General features: G+C 67.4%; 13 protein-coding genes. 6 read left to right on the top strand and 7 right to left on the bottom strand.

What is annotated here, in order from left to right; translation table 11 throughout:
• Positions 1-171: 171 nt before the first annotated feature.
• The 6 genes from ACODTJ_RS13730 to ACODTJ_RS13705 all read right to left on the bottom strand — a co-directional run bounded on the left by ACODTJ_RS13730 (position 172) and on the right by ACODTJ_RS13705 (position 6047).
• Positions 172-1296 (bottom strand): zinc-dependent alcohol dehydrogenase family protein, encoded by a 1125-nt coding sequence (locus tag ACODTJ_RS13730; RefSeq protein ID WP_454657494.1) that lies wholly within the window; start codon positions 1294-1296, stop codon positions 172-174.
• A 77-nt stretch (positions 1297-1373) separates the two neighbouring features.
• Complete coding sequence (locus ACODTJ_RS13725; protein ID WP_454657493.1) at positions 1374-2111, bottom strand: ABC transporter ATP-binding protein; 738 nt, start codon at positions 2109-2111, stop codon at positions 1374-1376.
• 11 nt (positions 2112-2122) lie between these two features.
• Complete coding sequence (locus tag ACODTJ_RS13720) at positions 2123-2866, bottom strand: ABC transporter ATP-binding protein (RefSeq protein WP_454657492.1); 744 nt, start codon at positions 2864-2866, stop codon at positions 2123-2125.
• Positions 2863-3867, bottom strand: a complete 1005-nt coding sequence (locus tag ACODTJ_RS13715; protein ID WP_454657491.1) for a branched-chain amino acid ABC transporter permease — start codon at positions 3865-3867, stop codon at positions 2863-2865. Before ACODTJ_RS13715 ends, ACODTJ_RS13720 begins: the two co-directional genes overlap by 4 nt.
• Positions 3864-4742: a branched-chain amino acid ABC transporter permease gene (locus ACODTJ_RS13710; protein ID WP_454657490.1), complete on the bottom strand. Its 879-nt coding sequence runs from the start codon at positions 4740-4742 to the stop codon at positions 3864-3866. The genes ACODTJ_RS13715 and ACODTJ_RS13710 overlap by 4 nt, the downstream gene beginning before the upstream one ends.
• Positions 4743-4910: 168 nt before the next feature.
• Positions 4911-6047: an ABC transporter substrate-binding protein gene (locus tag ACODTJ_RS13705; protein WP_488849124.1), complete on the bottom strand. Its 1137-nt coding sequence runs from the start codon at positions 6045-6047 to the stop codon at positions 4911-4913.
• A 260-nt stretch (positions 6048-6307) separates the two neighbouring features.
• Here ACODTJ_RS13705 and ACODTJ_RS13700 point away from each other — a divergent pair, with 260 nt between their 5' ends.
• The gene (locus ACODTJ_RS13700; protein WP_454657488.1) at positions 6308-7573 is read left to right on the top strand and encodes an alkyl sulfatase dimerization domain-containing protein; all 1266 of its coding nucleotides are present in this window, start codon (positions 6308-6310) and stop codon (positions 7571-7573) included.
• A gap of 178 nt (positions 7574-7751) precedes the next feature.
• Here ACODTJ_RS13700 and ACODTJ_RS13695 read toward each other — a convergent pair whose 3' ends face one another.
• The gene (locus ACODTJ_RS13695; protein ID WP_488849122.1) at positions 7752-8414 is read right to left on the bottom strand and encodes a DUF4142 domain-containing protein; all 663 of its coding nucleotides are present in this window, start codon (positions 8412-8414) and stop codon (positions 7752-7754) included.
• On the opposite strand from ACODTJ_RS13695, the gene ACODTJ_RS13690 reads away from it, so the two are divergent.
• From ACODTJ_RS13690 to ACODTJ_RS13670, 5 genes are all read left to right on the top strand, one after another.
• Positions 8413-9168: a hypothetical protein gene (locus ACODTJ_RS13690; RefSeq protein WP_454657486.1), complete on the top strand. Its 756-nt coding sequence runs from the start codon at positions 8413-8415 to the stop codon at positions 9166-9168. The two genes, ACODTJ_RS13695 and ACODTJ_RS13690, sit on opposite strands and share 2 nt — an antisense overlap.
• 106 nt (positions 9169-9274) lie before the next feature.
• Positions 9275-11287, top strand: a complete 2013-nt coding sequence (locus tag ACODTJ_RS13685; protein ID WP_454657485.1) for an autotransporter assembly complex protein TamA — start codon at positions 9275-9277, stop codon at positions 11285-11287.
• Entirely contained in the window at positions 11287-15606 is a 4320-nt protein-coding gene (locus ACODTJ_RS13680; RefSeq protein WP_454657484.1) for a translocation/assembly module TamB domain-containing protein, read from the top strand. The genes ACODTJ_RS13685 and ACODTJ_RS13680 overlap by 1 nt, the downstream gene beginning before the upstream one ends.
• Before the next feature lie 404 nt (positions 15607-16010).
• Complete coding sequence (locus ACODTJ_RS13675) at positions 16011-17324, top strand: porin (RefSeq protein WP_454657483.1); 1314 nt, start codon at positions 16011-16013, stop codon at positions 17322-17324.
• A 268-nt stretch (positions 17325-17592) separates the two neighbouring features.
• Positions 17593-19944 carry an OmpA family protein gene (locus tag ACODTJ_RS13670; RefSeq protein WP_454657482.1) on the top strand — a complete coding sequence of 784 codons (2352 nt, stop codon included), beginning with the start codon at positions 17593-17595 and terminating at the stop codon, positions 19942-19944.
• Positions 19945-19950: the final 6 nt, after the last annotated feature.

Below are 19950 nucleotides of genomic sequence, written 5' to 3'. Positions count from 1 at the left end.
GCGCGGCCGAGTCAAACGCGAACGGCTGGTTCGTGCGTGATAGGGTCTCCCGAGTGATTGAAACGCGGCACTTGCGAAGCCGACGCAGCTTGAATCAATCTGTCACGAGCGGGCGCTATGTCGTTGATACGGCGATGAAAGGGTTGCTTCCCAAACCTCGCTCCAGCCGCGTCACATCCTGACGATGTGGCGGATCGTGCGGCCTTCGTGGAGCGCGTCGAAGCCTTCGTTGATCTCGTCGAGGCTGCCCGAGCTGGTCCAGAGCTTGTCCACGGCCAGCCGGCCGCGCTGGTAGAGCTCGATGAAGCGCGGGATATCGCGCGAGGGCACGCAGGAGCCGACATAGGAGCCCTTCAGCGTCCGCTCCTCGGCGACCAGCCGGACCGGCGAGAGCGACAGCGTATGAGCAGGGTTGGCCAAGCCGGCCGTCGTCGTCGTGCCGCCGCGCCGGGTGATCTGATAGGCGAGGTCGAGTGCCTTGACCGAGCCGGCCATCTCCAGTCCGTGGTCGACGCCGCCCTTGGTCGCTGCACGAATGGCTTCGACGGCATCGGGAGTATCGGCCTTGAAGGCATCGGTCGCGCCGAGCGCCAGCGCGAGATCGAGCTTGTCCTGCGCAAGATCGACCGCGATGACACGCGAGGCGCCGCAAGCGATGGCGCCGAGCAGGGCCGAAAGCCCGACGCCGCCGAGCCCGACCACGGCGACCGTCTCGCCGGCCTTGATCCGCGCCGTGTTCACGGCGGCGCCGACGCCGGTCAGCACCGCGCAGCCGAAGAGCGCCGCGATCTCATGCGGGATATCGGCCTCGATCTTGACCAGCGAGCGGCGCGAGATCACCGCATGCTCGGCGAAGGCGGAAACGCCGATATGGTGATGCACCGGCTGGCCATGTGTCGAGAGCCGCCGCCCGCCGCCGAGCATCTCGCAGCGCCCATTGGCGGCATTCCCGGGTTCGCAGAGGGCAGGGCGGCCCTCGGCACAGGGCGCGCAATGCCCGCAGGACGGCACGAACACCATCACGACACGGTCGCCGGACTTCAGGTCGTCGACGCCTTCGCCGGTCTCGACCACCTCGCCGGCCGCCTCATGGCCAAGCACCATCGGCACCGGGCGAAGGCGGTTGCCGTCGATGACGGAAAGATCGGAATGGCACAGCCCTGCGGCACGGATACGGACCAGAACCTCGTCGCGGCCAGGCGGCGCGAGGTCGAGTTCCTCGATCCGCAGCGGGCGGCTCTGCGCATAGGGCGCCGCAACCGGGCTCGCATTCAGGACGGCGGCGCGAATCTTCATGGGTGGGCTCCGGTCTCGGTATCCGCCGCCATCCCGACAGGAGAGGGCGCCGCTGTCAAAGCCTGACGCCTGCGCCGTCAGGCCGCGTCGGTCAGCGTTCCGCCGAGGAAGAGCTGGCCGATGCGCGGATCGGCCAAAATCTCCGCCGCCGGCCCCTGCATGCGGGTGCGGCCGAGTTCGAGTACCAGCCCCTCGTCGGAAATCTCCAGCGCCGAGCGGGCGTTCTGCTCGACCATCAGGATCGAGACGCCTTTGGCCCGAAGGTCTTTCAGGATGCCGAAGGTCTCCTGCACCATCAGCGGCGACAGGCCGATCGAGGGCTCGTCGATCAGCACGAGCTTGGGGTCGAGCAGCAGGCCGCGCACGATCTCGAGCTGCTTCTGCTCGCCGCCGGAGAGCGTCGAGGCCTGCTGGTCGGCCTTGCGACGGAGCGCCGGGAAGCGGTCGAGCGCCGCTTCGAGCCGCTGCGGCATGTCGGTGATCCCCGCGCCGGCGGCGACGGTGCCGAGCTCGATATTGTGGCGCACCGAGAGCTCCGGGAAGATGTTGCGCCCTTGCGGGACATAGCAGATGCCGGCTTCGAGGAGCTTGCGCTGGTTCCAGCCGGTGATATCGCGCCCATCGAAGCGAATGTGTCCTTCGCGCAGCTTGAGCAGGCCGAAGATCGCCTTGAACACGGTCGACTTGCCGGCGCCGTTCGGTCCGATCACGGTGGTGATCGCGCCGCGCTTCACCGCGAATGAGGTGCCGTTCAGGATGGTCATGGCGCCATAGCCGCCGACCACGCCGTCGAGTTCGAGGATCGGTGTGCTCATCGCCGCGCTCCTCAGTGTCCCAGATAGGCTTCGATCACGGCCGGGTTGGCGCGGACCTCGGCCGGCGTGCCCTCGGCCAGCACCTTGCCCTCGGCCAGCACGATCACGCGTGTGCAGAGCGACATCACGAAATCCATGTTGTGCTCGATCACGACGAAGGTCGCGCCCTGTTCGGCGTTGATCGCGCGCAGCCGCTCCTTGAGATCGCCGAGCATGGTCAGATTGACCCCGCCGGCCGGCTCGTCGAGCAGCACGAGGCGCGGGCCGGCCATGAAGGCCATCGCGGCGTCGAGCAGCTTCTGTTGGCCATAGGACAGGCCGCCGGCCTTGGCGTCCGCCAGATGGCCGAGCTTGAAGAAGCCGATCATCTGTTCGGCCTTGTCGGACAGGCCGGCATCGCGCGCGCCGAACAGCCGGCCGAGCATCGAGCCCTGATGCTCCTGGCCCGCGAGGATCAGGTTCTCGCGCACCGAGAGTTCCGGGAAGACCTGCAGGAGCTGGAAGGTGCGGCTGACGCCGAGCCGGTTGAGCGCGGACGGACGCATATTGGTGACATCGCGGCCGTCGAGCCTCACCGCGCCTTGCGATGGTTCGAGCTGGCCGAGGATGCAGTTGAACAAGGTCGACTTGCCGCAGCCGTTCGGCCCGATGATGCCGAGGATTTCGCCTTCGTTCACCGAGAAGGAGACGCCGTTCACGGCCTTGATGCCACCGAAGGCCTTGTGCAGGTCGTGAACTTCGAGGACCGGGCTCATCGCGCGCCTCCGGTCTTGCGCCGGAGCGCATTCCAGCCGCGTTCGATCAGGCCGCTGACGCCCTGCGGGCAGATGACCAGCAGCGCGAGCACGATCGCGGCGAAGATGATCAGGTAGAGCGAGCCGGCGAAGCGCAGCCATTCCGGCAACACGACGCCGAGCAGCGCGCCGACGAAGGGGCCGAAGAGATAGCCGGCCCCGCCCGCGACCACCATCAGCAGCAGGAACAGGCTTTGCGACAGCGAGAAGGGCGAGGGGTCGATGAACTCGACCAGCGGCGCATAGAGCGCGCCCGCGAAGCCGCCATAGGCCGAGCCGATGGCGAAGGCGAGCAGCGTGTAGGCGCGGGTATCGATGCCGAGGCTCGCGGCTCGCACCGGGTTCTCGCGCAGGGCCGTGAAGGCACGGCCCCAAGGGCTGCGGATCAGCCACCACAGCTTGAGCGACAGGATCAGTGTGACCACGACGACGAAGCGGTGGAATTCCAGCGCGCCGAACAGCTTGATGCCGAAAAAGTCCGGCCGATTGATGTTGGAGATGCCGAAGACGCCGCCGGTCAGCCATTGCTCGTTACGCAGCACCAGCCAGATCAGCGTCGAGAAGGCGAGCGTGACGAAGGCGAGGTAATGCGTGCGGACACGCAAAGCCGGGAAGCCGAGCAGCAGGCCGACCGCGAAGGTCAGGAGGCCCGAGAGCGCGAAGGCGGCATACCAGCTCACCCCGTATTTCGTGGTCAGGATCGCTGTGGTGTAGGCGCCGAGCCCCATGAAGGCGGCCTGCGCCAACGAAGTCTGGCCGGCATAGCCCAGCGTAAGGTTCAGCCCCATCACGCCGATGCTCATGACGAGCCAGAGCGAGAGCACATAGGTGCCGTAACGGCCCATCCCGACCGGCGCGAACCAGAGGATGATGGCGCCGAGGATGAGGCCGATCAAGGCGGCATCGATCCGGCCGGTGGCGCGGCGCGGGGCCACCGAATTCTGGACGGCGGGGGCGCTCATACGCGGCGCTCCTCCTTGCGGCCCATCAGCCCTTCCGGCTTGATCAGGATGATGGCGACGAGCAGCACCAGCGGCACGGCGAGCCGGTATTGTGACGAGACATAGGCGGCAGCCAGCGAATCCGCGACGCCGATCAGGATGCCGCCGACGAGCGCGCCGCGCACCTGATTGAAGCCGCCGACGATGGCGGCGATGAACGCGAAAAGGCCGATGGTCTCGCCATTCGAGAACTTCGCCAGATAGATCGGCGAGATCAGAAGCGAGGCGACGACCGCGAGCGCGGCATTGAGCAGGAAAGTCAGTAGCACCATCCGCTCGACGGGGATGCCGAGGATGCGCGCGACGGTCGGGTTCTGCGCCGTCGCCTGCATCTGCCGGCCGAGCCGTGTGCCGCCGACGAACCATTGCAGCAGGCCGATCGCGGCGAAGGCGACAACGATGATCGCAAGGTGCTGCAGCGAGATCGAGGCGCCCAGCAGATTGATCATGTCGGTCGGCACCAGCGAGGGGAAGCTCTGCGCCTCTGCCGAGAAGCCGTCCTTGGCGCCTTCCTTCATCACGATCGACAGCGCCATGGTGGCGATGGCGAGCGGCAGCACGCCGTGCTTGATCATCGGATCGACCACGACGAGCTTGAAGCCCGCGCCGAAGATCAGCAGGAAGACCGCGATCCCCAGCAGTCCGCCGGCCCAGAGCGGCAGGCCGAAGAGCTTGACCGCGAGCAGGATCAGCACGGCCGGCAGCATGACGAATTCGCCCTGCGCGAAGTTGATCGTCTGCGAGGTCTGCCAGACCAGCGTGAAGCCGATCGCGGCGAGCGCATAGATCGCGCCCGTGGCGATGCCGGCAATGAGATAGGCGATGAATTCGGCCATGCGATATGCGCTCGGTTGGAGAGCGTTTCGTGTTCAATCAGCGTGCGTCATCCCGGACGCAGCGAAGCGGAGCTCCGGGATCCATACAGCCGCGACGCCCTTCGATGGATCCCGGGTCGAGCGCTGCTCGCCCGGGATGACGTCGAGGATGAGTTCGCCGCTGGCCGCTTACGGCTTGATCCGGGGCAGGGTGGTGTTGATCACCTGCTTGCCGTTGACGACCTCAGCGAGGAAACTCTCGCGGTCGAGATCGCCGTTCTGCTCGATCACGGTGTCGATCAGGATGCCCGGCTCCTCGCTCGCCTTGATGGTCGCGCCGCGCAGCGTGTCGGCGAGGCCCTTCTTGTCGAGCTTCTTCTGCTTCTCGGTCGCCCATTTCACCATGAACACGGCCATGTAGCCTTTCACGCCGTTATGGTCGGAGGCGAAGCCGTATTTCTCGCGGTAGCGCTTGCCGAATTCCTGCAGGGCCGGGATCGGCGCGTCGGTCGAGAGGCCGACATGGCCTTTGGCGCCATTGGCGGCGTCGCCGGCCAACTCCAGCACCTTGGCGCCGAGCAGGGTCGTCTCGCCGATCATCGGCTTGGTGATGCCCTGCTGCTTGGCGGCGCGCAGGAAGCGGGCGCTCTCTTCCTCGTTCAGATAGACGAAGACGGCATCGGCATTGGCGTTCTTCACCTTGATCGCGTCGGCGGTGAAATCGGCCTGGCCCTGCTCGGTCGAGACGTCGACGGCGACCTTGATGCCCGCCTTCTCGAGTTCGGGCAGGATAGCGTCGCGGCCGCCCTTGCCGAAGTCGTTATTCACCCAGACCACGGCGATCGAGCCGGCCTTGACGGTGTCCTTCAGGTATTTGGCGATCTTCGGCATCGCGGCCGTCTGGCTGAGCGAGGTCCGGAAGATGTAGGGGTTGCCCTGCTTGGTGAAGCCAGCCGCCTCGCCGCCGACGATCTGCGCGACTTCGGCGCGCTGCGAGATCTGCATGGAGGCGCCGATCGGGCCTGAGAAGATCGGTCCGAGGATGGCATAGGCGCCCTCGTCGATGCCGCGCTGCACGGCGGCGCGGGTGTTCCCCGGATTGGTCTGCGTGTCGTAATGGACGATCTCGACCTGCTTGCCGAGGATGCCACCCTTCGCATTGATGTCGGCGGCGGCCATGTCGGTGCCGTTCTTCCAGTTGGTGCCGGCGGCGGCACCCGCGCCCGACAACTCGATGACGTCGACCAGCTTGACCTTGTCCTGTGCCTGCGCGGGCAGGCTGAGCGTGGCGCCGAGTGCGACGGCCATGACCCAGAGCGATTTCATTTCCTGTTCCTCCCGGACGATTCTTGTCGCATGCGCGGTCTTGGATAGCCGCGGCGCCCGCCCGCTTCTTGCCGGGCTTTGGGGCGGGATGTCCAGAGCTCGTAACCCGCGGTACGGCCGAGACTTCCGCTTTGCCGGGGATTGCGCGGCAGCGCTGACCGTTCCGTCCGCTGACGCCTGCTGTCAGCATGCGGCCGGTTCGGCCTGTCGCGGCCGGCGGTTGATGCTAAACAGGGGAGGGCTTTGCCGGAGGATGCCGCATGAAACAGGACCCGTTGTTCGAGCGTCTCTGGGACGGCTCCGCCGCGATGGAGGAATGGACGGCTGCAGTCTCGCATGGCGCGATCACGCAGGTGGACGACAACATCATCACCGTCCACACCACGTATTTCTGCGGCAGCGTCACGGCGATCCGCACGCCGGAAGGCCTCGTGCTGATCGATACGGCCAAGCCCGACACCGCCCGGCAGACGCTCGACGTCATCCGCTCCTGGGACGATGGCCCGATCCACACCGTGATCTTCACCCATGGCCATATCGACCACACCAGCGGCATCAAGCTGATCGACGAGGAGGCGGATGCGCGCGGATGGCCATGTCCGCGCATTGTCGCCCATCGCAATGTCGCCCGGCGCATGCAGCGCTATGTCGACTCGCACGGCTTCAACAGCCTCGTGCAGAGCCAGCAGTTCAACATGCCGGGCTACGTCTACCCGATCGGCCAGCGCCGCCCGGACGAGGTCTATGACGACACCCTGTCGCTGACGATCGGCGGGGAGGGGCTCGAACTCTTCCACGGCCGCGGCGAGACGGATGACGCGACCTTCGTCTGGCTGCCGGAGCGGCGCGTGCTGGCGAGCGGCGATTTCGTCATCTGGGTGTTCCCCAATGCCGGCAATCCCCGCAAGGTCCAGCGCTACGCTGCCGAATGGGCGCAGGCGCTCCGGCGGATGGAGGCGCTCCAGCCGGAAACGCTGATCCCCGGCCACGGCCCCGTCGTCTTCGGGGCGGAGCGGGTGGCGCGTATGCTGAGCGACGGCGCCGAGGCACTGGAGCATCTCGTCCGCGAGACACTGGCGCTGATGAACGCCGGGGCGACGCTCGAAGACGTCCTGAGCAAGGTCAAGGTGCCCGCGAGCTATCTCGCGAAGCCCTATCTGCTGCCGAAATACGACGATCCGGAATTCTTGGTCCGCAGTATCTATCATCTCAATGCCGGCTGGTTCGACGGCAACGCCGCCCATCTGAAGCCGGCCCGCACCGCGGAGCTGGCCGCCGAGCTTGCCGATCTCGCCGGCGGCGCCCGCAAGCTCGCCGCGCGCGCCGAGGCTCTGGCCGGGCAGGGGCAGAACCGGCTCGCCGTGGCTTTGGCCGAACTCGCGGCCGCGGCCGTGCCTGACGATCCGCAGCTCCAGGCAATCCGCGCAGCAACGCTGCGCAAGCTTATCGACAGCGAAAACTCGCTGATGGGCAGAGCTTTCCTCGCTGTCTACGAGCGCGAGGCCGGGGGGCGCTCGAAGGTCTGATGGCGGTCCACTTTGTCATTCCGGGGCTTCGCGGAGCGAAGAACCCGGAACCCACGACCGGGTGAACGGCCAACAACCGCGCGTCAAGCGCCTCGCCAAGTCGTGGGTTCCGGGTTCGCACCTGGGTTGCGCCACGGAATGACAATGGTCTTCGCCTCGCGAAGAGGTGGCTACATTCCTATGGCGAGACCGCCAATTCCTGGGATTTGCGATCGAGTTCGCGGAACAGCGGCAGTGACTGCGTCGCGAAGCGCTTCAGTTCGGCATCGTCGCCCTCGCTGGCATAGCGCTCCATCAGCAAGGCGGCTTCGTGATGCGTGCTGCGCTGGATTTCGACATAGGCTCTGTCGAAATCGGACCCCTGCCTGTCGGTGAGACCGCGCAGCAGGTCGAGCCGGCGCCCGTCCGGCCGGTCGGGCAGGGCGATGTCCGAACGCTTGGCGACGATCCGACGCAGGCCGCTGGTCGCCGCGCCCTGCCTGCTGGTCAGAGCGTGCGCGAAATCTTTGATCGCGGGCGAGCTGGTCTTGTGCAGCGCCAGCGTCGCCGCCTCGATCCCGAACATCTGTACAATCGCCGTCTGGCGCACGAATTCCTGGGCCGGAACCGGCGATTGCGCCTGCACCGCCGAGCCGAACAGGACGAGGCCGGCAAAGCCGCGCAGCAACGCCCGCCGAGAATGATGAAGTATCTGGGGCATGCTCGGGGAACGGAACAGCCGCGGCGAGGTTCCATGGGCGGCATGCCGGGCGCCGGTGCGTTCAGGCGCCTTGTCCCACCTGGCCTGCTGCGATAGCAGGAGCCCGATACGCTTGCTGCCCGGATGCAGAGGAAGTCCCATGCCGACCACCGTCGAGACCATCAGCGATGCGCTGGTGAAAGCCCGCCGCGAGCGTTCCCTGGCTGAGATCGCGGGACTGCCGGTGCCGGCGACCCTCTCCGAGGGGCTCCTCGCGCAGGCGGCGGTCGGCAAGGCGCTGGGCCTGCCCGAGGCCGGCTGGAAGGTCGGCATCGCCGAGGACGGCACGGCGGTTGCCGGCCTGATGCCCGGTCCTTATCTGGCCCCCGGCGATGTCTATGGCGGCGCGATCGGTGCGGAACTGCGCATCGAGATCGAGATCGCGCTCCGGCTCGCCCGCGACGTGCCGTTCCGTCCGGCTCAGGCTTATTCGCGCGCCGAACTGCTCGCCTGCTGCGACAAGGCCTATCTCGGCATCGAGATCGTCGAGAGCCGCCTCGCCAACTGGTCCGGCAATGTCGCCTTTCCGCTCTGGCTTGCCGATGCGATGGGCCATGGCGGCTATGTGATCGGGCCGGAACTCGACATCGCCACGCTCGATGATCTGGCCAGCCTCGGTTGCTTCATCTCGCTCAACGGCGTGACGATCTACGACCAGCCGGCCGTGCACGGAAACGGCGACCCGATGACACCCTTCCTTGCCTGGGCGAACCGCAAGAGCGATGATCTCGGCAGCCTGAAGGCAGGCCAGATTGTGACCACGGGCAGCCTCTGCGGCGGCGTGCTCTCGCCCGGAAAGGGCGAGGTCGTGACCCGGCTTTCGCCGCTCGCCACCGTGACCTTAACCCTTCGTTAGCAGGAACGTTCGAGTCCTTGAGCATTGCGCGAGCCTGTCGCCTGCCTATGATGGCGGCGGGCTTGGGCATGAATTTGCGCGTGGCGGGGGGTTGCTTGGAGGGTGGATGCGGTTCTGGCGTAGGGCAAGGCATGCGGTCGCGCTGAGCGGCAGCTGTGCGTTTGCCACACTGCTGAGCCTGCAGGCTGAACCTGCCCGGGCTTTTGATCTCTCGTCGCTCGACGTGTTCGGCCTCTTCACCAAGAAGGACGAGCCGCCGGCGCCGAGCGCTGCTGCCTTGCCCTACAAGCTCGAATTCGACCTCGGCGAGGCCGACGATGCCAAGGCGCTGACGCGCTCGCTGCAGGACGCCTCGCTGCTCTATCGGCTGCGTCAGGACGCCCCGCCCGACGGCGAAAGCCTGTCGCGCCGGATGGCGACCGATCTCAACCCGATGCTCGATGCGCTCTGGTCGCAGGGCTATTTCAACGCCGATGTCACGTTGATCGTCGATGGTGTCTCGCTCAAGGTCGGGGCCGAGCCCGACGCGGCGCTGGTGCGGACGCTCGAAGCCCATCGCAACCGCGACGCCGTGCCGATCACGGTGCGGGCCCGGCCCGGAAAGATCTTCGGCCTGCGCAGGATCGACGTCGTCGAGCGCGACGAGGCAGGTCCCCCGGCGATCACCGATCCGATCAAGGTCTCTCGACTGAAGGAAGGCGATCCTGCGACCGCCTCCGCGCTTCGGGCGGCGCAGGCGGCATTGGTCGACCATATGCGGGCACAGTCACGGCCGCTCGCCAAGGTCGTCGAACTCCGGCCCGTCGTCGACCATGCCGCCGGCATCATGGATGTGACCTATGTCATCGCGCCCGGCCCGCTCGCCGGCTTCGGCGACATCACGGTCGGGCAGACCGACGAGATTCCGCCCGAGGTCGTGCGCTCCTTCATCTATCTCGAGCCGGGCAACCCCTATTCGCCGAAGGCCCTGACTGACACCCGCCGCTCGATCGCGACGATCCCGGCCGTCGGCTCCGTCCGTATCCGTGAAGGCGACAAGCTCGACGGTGCCGGCAACCTACCGATCTTCGTCGAGGTGACCGAGCGGCCCAAGCGCCTGCTCGGCTTCTCGGCCCGCTATTCGACGATCGACGGGCCAGCGGTGAAGACCTATTGGGAGCACCGCAACCTGTTCGGTGGCGCCGAGCGCTTGCGGCTGGAGGCCAGCGTCTTCTTTGCGCCGCGCATCGACGGTACCAAGATCCAGCGCTTCGGCGATTTCAAGGAATCCGATCTCGGCGGCCGCTTCGCCTTCAGCTTCATGAAGCCGGCCCTCGGCGGCAGCCGCAACGACCTGTTGCTCGACGGCGTCGCGACGCGCGAGCGCGTCGGCCTCAACCGCTATGGCGGCTACACCGCCCGCTACGCCAACGTCACGACGGCGATCCGCAACCGCTTCAGCGATACTTTCTCGGTCCAGGGCGGCATCGAGGTCGAGCGCGGTCAGACCAGCGACGTGCTCGGGCAGGTGGATTATACTCTCGTCGGCATTCCCCTTTCGGTGAAATACGATTCCACCGACAGCTTGCTTGATCCCACGCGCGGCTATCGCGCGACGGCTTCCTTCACGCCCTATCCGACCTTCCTCGGCTCGACTGTCGGGATCTACCAGACCAAGGCGTCGGTCTCCGCCTATTACGCGCTCGACGAAGACGCCCGTTACATCCTCGCCGGCCGCATCGGCTTCGGCTCTGTTGCCGGCGCCAGCCTCGACGAGATTCCGGCGACGCGGCGCTTCTATGCCGGCGGCGGCGGTTCCGTGCGCGGTTATGCCTATCGTAGCCTGTCGCCGCTCGGACCCTACCAGCAGATCATCGGCGGACGCAGCCTGTTGGAACTCTCGGCCGAGGCACGCATCAAGATCACCGATACGATCGGAATCGTGCCCTTCTTCGACGCCGGCACCGCCTTCGAATCGAGCCTGCCGGACGGCAAGCAGAAGCTGCAGATGGCCGCAGGTCTGGGCTTCCGTTACTATACCGGCATCGGGCCGATCCGGGTCGACATCGCCGCGCCGCTCAATCCGCGCAAGGGTGACAAGCCGGTCGCGCTCTATGTCAGCATCGGGCAGGCTTTCTGATGCGCCGGCTCTTCACCGTTCCGCGCCTCGCGCTCTTTACCCTGCTGCTGACGGCGGGCTTCCTGTTCTCGGCGCATTTCGGCGGCTTCGCCCAGAATGCCCAGACCGATCGCGGCGTCATCGCCGACCTGATCTCCAAGGCGCTGTCGAGCAGCACCAGCCAGGTCTCGATCGGCCAGGTCAACGGCGCACTTTCCTCCGATGTCGAGATCCGCGACATCGTCCTCTCCGATCGCGACGGCGCCTGGCTGCGCCTTGACCGCGTTCGCCTGATCTGGACCCGCAGTGCGCTGCTGCTACGCCGGCTCGATGTCGACCGGCTGGAGATCGGCAAGCTTGAAATCCTGCGCAAGCCCGCGCCGCAGCCGGCGGGTGCAGCCCCGCCGAGCAACGAGCCGATCCTGCCGGAGCTGCCGCTCAAGGTGATCATCCGGGCGCTCCAGCTCAACGAACTGGCGCTGGGCGAACCCGTGCTCGGCGTTGCCGCCCGCTTGAGCGCCAATGGCGCCGCGCGACTGGGGCCGCCGAATGAAGGGCTCGACCTCAAGCTCGAGGCGAAGCGGCTCGATATGGGCGGGCTCTTCGACGTCACCATGTCCTTCGTGCCCGAAAGCACGCGCCTGCAGCTCGCGGCCAAGCTCGACGAGCCGGCGGGTGGCCTGATCTCCAAGGTCGCGGGCCTGCCCGGCGAGCCCCCGGTCAAGCTCGACGTGACCGGCGACGGCCCGCTCGATGCCTTCCGCTCCAGCCTCGTTTTCACGGCCGGTCCGACGATCGGTGCCGATGGCTCTGCGACGCTGTCGCGCTCGGGTGCCGAACGCCAGCTCGCGCTCGCGCTCGATGCCCGCATCGAAGGGCTGATGCCGGCGCCGGTGGCGCCGGTCTTCGCCGGCTCGACCCGCCTCGACGGCGCGGTCGGCTTCCGCGACGACAGCGGCATCGATATCCGCAATCTCGCGCTGGTCTCGGCATTGGCGCGTCTCGACGTGCTCGGCCGCTACAATCCCGACAAGACGCTCGATCTGCGCGTGACGGCCGCCTCCCGCCCCAATGCGGATGGCCGCACGGTCGCGTCCGGTACCGAAATCGGCAAGCTCGCCTTCGACGCGGCGATCCGCGGCCCGGTGGCTGGCCCGACCGTCGTCGCGAAGCTCGACGCAAGCGATGCCAGGTTGCCCGCGGGCCAGTTCGGCAAGCTCGCGCTCGCCTTCAATGCCACGCCGACCGGCACCATCGGTGAGCCCGGCACCCGCATCGCCCTGACCTCGGACGGCGAGGCCAGCGGGATCGTGCTGGCCGACAAGGCGCTGATGCGCGCGGTCGGCGACAAGGTCACCTTCACCTTGCGCGGCACCGGGCAGGATGACGGCACCGCCGATTTCGAGATGCTGAAGCTCGCCCTCTCCGGTGTCGAACTGGATTACAAGGGTAAGCTCGGCCAGGCGCGTATGCTCGGTCAGCTCAAGGCGGCGCTGCCCGATCTCGCGCGGCTGAGCGGTCTCGCCGGGCGCCCGCTCGGGGGCAGGGCGGATATTACCGCCGATGTCGATGCGACGCCGCGCCTGAACAACTACGCGGCGACGCTTGCCGGGAAGGCCGAGCGCCTCGCCACCGGTGACGCGGCCCTCGATCGCCTTCTCGCCGGCAGCCTGACCCTTGCCGGCCGCGTCAACGCGCTCGCCGGCGACTATAACGTGACCGGCCTGCGCGTGGCGGGCCAGCATGCTGCCTTCACCGCAGACGGCTCGATCGGCCAGCAGCAATCCGACCTGAAGCTCGCGCTGAACCTGCCCGATCTCAAGCGCGCCGATCAGCGCCTCTCCGGCCGCGGCGACGTCACCGCGCAGATCACCGGCCCGCAGAACAAGCTCGACGCCACGGCCCGCATCGCCGTCGCCAATGCGACCGCACTCGCCCGGCCGATTCCGCGCCTGACCATCGACGCTGTCGCGAAGGACCTGCAGGGCGCGCTCGATGCCAGCGTCACGCTGTCTGGCGAGGTCGATTCCAAGCCCGCGAGCGGTTCGCTGCGCCTCGCGCGCCAGCCCGATGATGGCTGGAATCTCTCGACGCTCGATTTCACGCTCGGCTCCATCCGCCTGAATGGCGGCCTGACGCTCGATCCGGCGAGCCGCGCCGCCGGGCGCCTGACGCTCGCCGCCCGCAATCTCGACGATCTCTCGGCGTTGGCACTGACCAAGCTCGGCGGTCAGCTCGATGTCGATATCGTGCTGGCGGCGCCGGAAGGCCGGCAGGATATCGACCTGACCGCTCGCGGTTCGCGGCTCGCTGGCCCGTCCTTGAGCATCGACAAGTTCGATGCCCGCGCCAATGCCAAGGATATCTATGGCCGCCCGATGCTCGATGCCGCCATCGCCATCGATCGCGCCGTTGCGGCCGGCGAGGCGATCAGTGGCATTCGCTTCGATTCGAAGGGCGCGCCCGATGCCAGCGCTTTCACGCTGAGCGCCAATGCTCGCGGCTTCGCGCTGAAGGGCGCTGGTCGCCTCGTTCCCGGCGAGCCGCTGAAACTGGAACTTGCCTCCTTCGACGCGCGCCGCGACGGCCGCGCGATCACGCTGGCCAACCCTGCCGCGTTCAGCTTCTCGGCTTCCGGTGTCGAGATCGCCAATCTGGCTCTGCTGATCGACAAGGGGCGGGTGACGCTCGATGGCCGCGCTGGCGAGACGCTCGACCTGCGCTTCGCGGCCCGCGACGTGCCACTCTCCGCCGCCAGCATTGCGGTGCCCAGCCTGAAGCTCGCCGGCACGCTGAACGCCGAGGCACAGGTCAAGGGTCGGCCGGGTGATCTCTCCGGCCCGTGGAAGTTCAGGATCGCCCAGCTTGTCACACCCGAAACCCGGCAGGCCGGCCTGCCGCCGGTCGAAATCCAGGGCGAGGGCGCGCTCAAGGGCGATGCCGCCGGCATCTCCGCCACCATCAATGCCGGAAAGGGCGCGAGCCTGACCTTGCGCGGCACCGCGCCGCTCAACGCCACCGGCCCGCTCGATATCGCGGCCCAGGGGCGCGTCGACGCGGCGCTCGCCAACACCATGCTCGCTGCAAGCGGCCAGCGCGTCACGGGTGCGGTCGCTCTCGATATGCGTGCCGGCGGAACCGCCTCGGCCCCGCGCCTCAGCGGCAACGCGACACTGTCGGGCGGCAGCTTCACCGACGCCCTGCAAGGCATTCGCTTCAACGCCATCGAGGCACGGATCGCCGCCAATGGCGACAACCTGACGATCGAGCGCGCCTCCGCCCAGACGCCGAACGGCGGGACGATCTCAGCGAGCGGGCAGGTCAAAGTCGACCCGGTCGCCGGCTTTCCCGGCAATATCCGCATCCGCGGCGATCGCGCTCAGCTCGTCTCCAGCGGGCTGGTGACGGCGGTCGCGGGGCTGAACCTCGAGATCACCGGGCCGTTGGCGCAGCGCCCGCGTCTCAGTGGCCGGGTCGACATCGCCTCGCTCGAAGTCTCCGTGCCGGATCGTCTGCCGGCGACGCTGCGGCCGGTCGACGGCATCAAGCATGTGAATGCGAAGGGCGCTGCCGCCGCACGGCTCGCTGCTGCTCGCAAGACGCAGAAGGCCAAGGGGCGCGGTGGCCGCCCCGCGCCGGCTTTCGATGCCACGCTCGCTTTGACGGTTTCCGCTCCCAACAAGGTCTTCATCCGCGGTCGCGGCATCGATGCCGAGCTCGGCGGCGAGATCCGCGTCGGCGGCACCTCCTCGGCGCCGGTATTGGACGGCGGCTTCGAACTGCGCCGCGGGCGGCTCAGCGTGTTGACGCAGCGGCTCGATTTCAGCCGCGGCCGGCTGACCTTCGCCGGCGGGCTGATTCCCGATCTCGATTTCATCGCCCAGACCAGTGCGGGCGACGTCACCGCCCGGATCATCATCAGCGGCCCGGCCGACCAGCCGGTCTTCGCCTTCACGTCGCAGCCCGAACTGCCGCCGGATGAAGTGCTGTCGCGGCTGCTCTTCGCCCGTGCCTCGGGCTCGCTCTCGCCGTTCCAGGCCCTGCAGCTCGCACAGGCGGCGGCGCAGTTCGCCGGTGGCGGTGGCGACGATACCTTCGAGCGGCTGCGCAAATCGCTCGGCGTCGACAATCTCGACATCCAGATGGGTGCGGGCGGGCCGACCGTCGGGGCCTCGCGCTATATCAGCGACAACATCTCGGTGGGCGTGAAGGTCGGTTCCAAGCCGGAGGATAGCGGCGTCTCGGTCGGCATCGACGTGACCAAGCGCCTGAAGCTCCAGGCCGAGACCGGGGCGGATGGCAGCGCCGCTGTCGGAATCGGGGCCGAGTGGGAATACTGAGCAGGCTTCCTCCGGGAATCGGGCTCTAGAGAGATTCGGCCCGAATTCGATTTCCGGTGGAGCGATTCCCCGGCTTCGCAAGGCAAAAACCGCTTGTGCGGTGCCGTTGCGGTTAATGCTTGGTGAATTTCGGCGGTCAAAGCGTGGCTCGCCTGCAACACCGGTTTCCAAAGCACCCCGTTCACAGGCCCGAGAGGTGGATCGTGGTTGATCGGCGGGGCGGCTTTCGTATGGTGGAAATGCGTCGGGACGTTCCCGGTCGCTGTTTTTCGCCTTCGCCTCCGAAATAGGTCGGTGACGCAGGCGAAAGACCGGGAATAGGCAGGTTCTGCGATCAGGCTGAGAGTCTGGGGCGGGGGCAGGCTGAAGCCCGAGGGTCTCGAAACTCTTTTGGAGGTTACCAAATGAAGCTCGTCAAGAGCCTCCTCCTCGGTTCCGCCGCCGGCATCGCCGCGGTCGCCGGGGCTCAGGCCGCCGACCTTCCCTCGCGGAAGGCCGCTCCGGTCGAATACGTTCGTGTCTGCTCCGCCTTCGGCGCGAACTTCTTCTATCTGCCCGGCACCGACACCTGCCTCCGCATCGGTGGTCGTGTCCGCGCTGAGTATTCCTTCGGTGAGCGTTGGAGCGCCGGTCAGGACGCGTTCGGTACCCGCGCTCGCGGCCGTATCTTCCTGGACGCCCGCAACCAGACCGCTTACGGCACGCTGCGCACGTTCATCCGTTATGACCTGACGACCACCACGGGCGTGTACCGTTATGGCGGCACCAACTCGGCTGCCAACCGCTTCTCGGGCCTGAACGGCGTGAACCAGGACGACTCGATCGGTCTGACCGACGCCGTCATCCAGCTCGGCCCGTTGACCGCCGGTCGTACGGCGTCGATGTTCCAGTTCTACGCCAACGACTACACCTTCCACGGCGCCCGCACCTCTGACCGTCAGGTCAACCTGCTCGCCTACACCGCGTCCTTCGGCGGTGGCTTCACGGCCACGCTCTCGCTCGAAGATCCGCGTACGACTGGTCGTCTCGGTACCGCCGCCTTCACCGGTGGCTACGCTGGCATGACCTATCCTGACGTCGTCGGTCAGATTCGTGTCGATCAGGGCTGGGGTTCGGCTTCGCTGTCGGGTGCCTTCGGTGACCGCAGCACCTACAGCAACCCGTATGCTCCGACCTTCGGCACCGGCGCCAAGCAGGACGAGATGGGCTGGGCTGTCCAGGCTGGTGTGAAGATCAACCTGCCGATGCTCGCCGCTGGCGATGCCTTGTTCGTGCAGGCTGCCTACGCTGACGGCGCTCTCGAGTATATCGGTTGGGGTTCCAACGCCGGTCACGGCCGCGTTGCCGCCTACCCGGTCGGCAACTATGGTGTCGAGTTCGGTCGCCTGAAGTCGAACACCGGCTACACGATCCTCGCCGCCATGCGCCACTACTGGACCCCGGCGATCCGTTCGGACTTCCTGGTCTCGTACTCGGCTCTCCAGACGGCTGGCTTCATCCCCGGCTCCACCAAGTCCTACGACCCGAAGGAGCTGGTCGCCAGCGCCAACCTGGTGTGGTCGCCGGTCTCCGGCCTCGACATCGGCGTCGAGGTTCTGTACGCCCGCACCGAGTTCGGTGGTCGTATCCCGGACGCCAAGGCCTTCGCCATCAACGGCAAGACCATCAAGTCGGACGACTCCTGGAGCGGCCGTCTGCGCATCCAGCGCGACTTCTGATCGGTTTCCGATCTCTAGTCAGGAAGCCCCGGGGAAACCCGGGGCTTCTTTTTTTTATGTGGGTTTCCCGGCTTCGCTGTTGACGGAGCCTACTCGCCCGGCCTGATCTGGCAGGGGCGTTCCGGCCGCGATCCCAGAAGGGCGCGGCTTCGATCGTCCGTTGAATCGATATCTGCGGATCGCTCGACAAGTCCTTGAGAAAACGAGAGCGATCCCGACAGGGGATACCCGCACCGACACCGGGTCGGCGTGGGGCAGGGGGCGGTGCATGTCTCAACCAGCGCGTTGGCTCTGGGGGCTGATCCCACTGGGCTTGTTGTGGGGAGCCGGGAATCTCGCGCTCGATCCCGCGATCGAGCGCGATGTCGGTCTGCGCGCCGAGCAGGCCGTGGCGGCCGTGGCCGGTACGACGCCGGGCGCCCGTCCGGTCGTTGCCCAGGTCGATGGTCGGGATGTCACCATCGGCGGCGAAGTCCTGTCCTCCGACGGCGCGAGCAAGGCGATGGCCCGGCTGCACGGCGAATTCGGTGTGCGCCGGACGCTCGGCGGGCTGTCGCAGGTCGTCGCTCAGAAGCCCTATTCCTGGTTCGTCAGTCGCCAGCCCGACATGGTGACGCTCGGTGGCTTCGTGCCGGATCTCGACACTGCGGCGGCCAATATGGCGGTGGCATCGGCGGCCTTGCCCGGTCTGCGGATCGACGACCGGCAGACGGTCGCCTTCGGCGCACCTGAGGGGTTTGCCGCGATGGCGGTGGCGATGCTCGCCGAACTGCCGAAACTGGCTTCGGGGCGGATCGCCCTTGACGATGGCCGTTTCTGCATCGAGGGCAAGGCGGTCAGCTCGGATGCGTTCCTGGCCCTCGAAGCCGCGCTGGCCCAGGCGGAGCGCCCCGGCTTCCGCGCCGTGAAATGCGATCTCGAACCGCCAATCGTGACGCCCTATCGCTGGAGCGCCGAGCATGAGGCCGGCGGCGCGGTTGTCGTGCGCGGGTTCTATCCCGACCAGGACGTGCGCCGGCAGGTGCTGGCAGCGGCACGGCAGGCGCTCGGCGCAAGCGTTGCCCTTCGCGACGAGATGAAGCCGGCGCTCGGCGCACCATCGGCCTTTCTCGCGAAGATCGCGCGTGCGGTCGGGGATCTGGCGCGGCTGCGGCAGGGCAAGGTCGAGATCAACGGCGACGCCTACACTCTGGCCGGGAAGGGGCCTGAGACCTACGAGGCCTGCCAGGCCTTGCGCCTGCAGGTCGCCCAGATGGATGGTCCGGATTCGGTGGCGCAGGCTGCAATCGAATGTCCGCCCGCTCCGCCGCCGGTGCCGGTGGTGGTGCCGCTTCCGGAGGTGCCGGGGCTGATCCTGCACGATGTCTTGCCTGCTTCGCCGAAGCCGGAAGGCGCTGCAGCATCACCCGAACCCGCACCGGCGCCTGCGCCACCGCAAACGCCTGTCCCCACGCCGCCTGCAGGTGTGCCGATGACAACTCCGCGCGCGGTTGCGCCCGTGCCTCTGGATTGGAGCGCGGTTCGCAGCGATGGCGGCGTCCGGTTGAACGGCAAGCTGCCGGACGAGGTTGTGCGCGCGAACATTCTCGCCGCCGCGCGCGGCCTCTTCGGCGCAGCGACCGTCGATGACCGGATGGCCATCGAGCCGGCCTTGCGGTCGGAACTCGACTTGCCGGCCTCGACCGTCTTTGCGCTCGAGGCCCTCTCGAAGCTCAAGACCGGCTCCGTGACGATCCGCGAAAAGGCTTTCGCGATCGCGGGCGAGATCGCGGACGCCGCGAGCCTGGCGGCGCTGCGCGATCTTCTCGCCCGCAACGCTCCCGCCGGCCTGGCATTGGCCAACCTGCCGGACAGCGTCGTCGTGCGGCCCTACGGGCTCTCGCTCGCGGCGGACCGGACCGGCCTGAGGCTCTCCGGATACCTGCCCGATCAGGCGACGCAAGCAGCGCTGCGGGCACTGGTCGGCGATTCCCCGCTGAAGGATCGCTTCGAGGACACGACGATCGTCGTCCCCGGAGCCCCCACTGGCTTCGCCGCAACGGTACGGGCGGTGCTCGCCGATCTTCTGCGCCTCGATCTCGGTTCGGCGTCGGTCGTGAACGATCAGGTGACGCTGCGCGGCCTGACCTGCCGCGACCTGATCAAGAGCGAGATCGAGACCAGTGCCGCGACCGGCTTGCCGCAAGGCTTCAAGGTCGACGCCGCCGTCAGCCTGCGGCAGACCGGCTGCGTCGTCGATCCGCCGGCGAGCTGCCAGAACGATCTCGACGGGCTGACCAGGCGCAATACCGTCCTGTTCGGTCAGGGAACCTCGGTCGTCGAACTCGACGCCACGACCGAGCGCGTGATCGGCGAGGCCGCGGCCATTCTGCAGAAATGCCCCGGCTCCCCGGTCGTGATCGAAGGTCATGCCAATCGCGACGGCGAGCGGCGCGGCTTCGACAATATGGACCTGTCGCTGCGCCGGGCCTTGCGCGTGCGCGATGAACTGGCGCGGCGCGGCATCGAACCCGGTCAGCTTGCGGTCAAGGGCTATGGCAGCACCCGCCCGCTCGTGCCGCATGAGGCGCCGGAGGCCCGGGCGATGAACCGCCGCGTGCAGTTCACGGTCGCGAAATAGGAGGCC

It is taken from the genome of Allobosea sp. FG18 (assembly GCF_057809495.1).
Note: the sequence above shows the minus strand (reverse complement) of the source record. Positions and strands in the feature narration are given on the sequence as shown.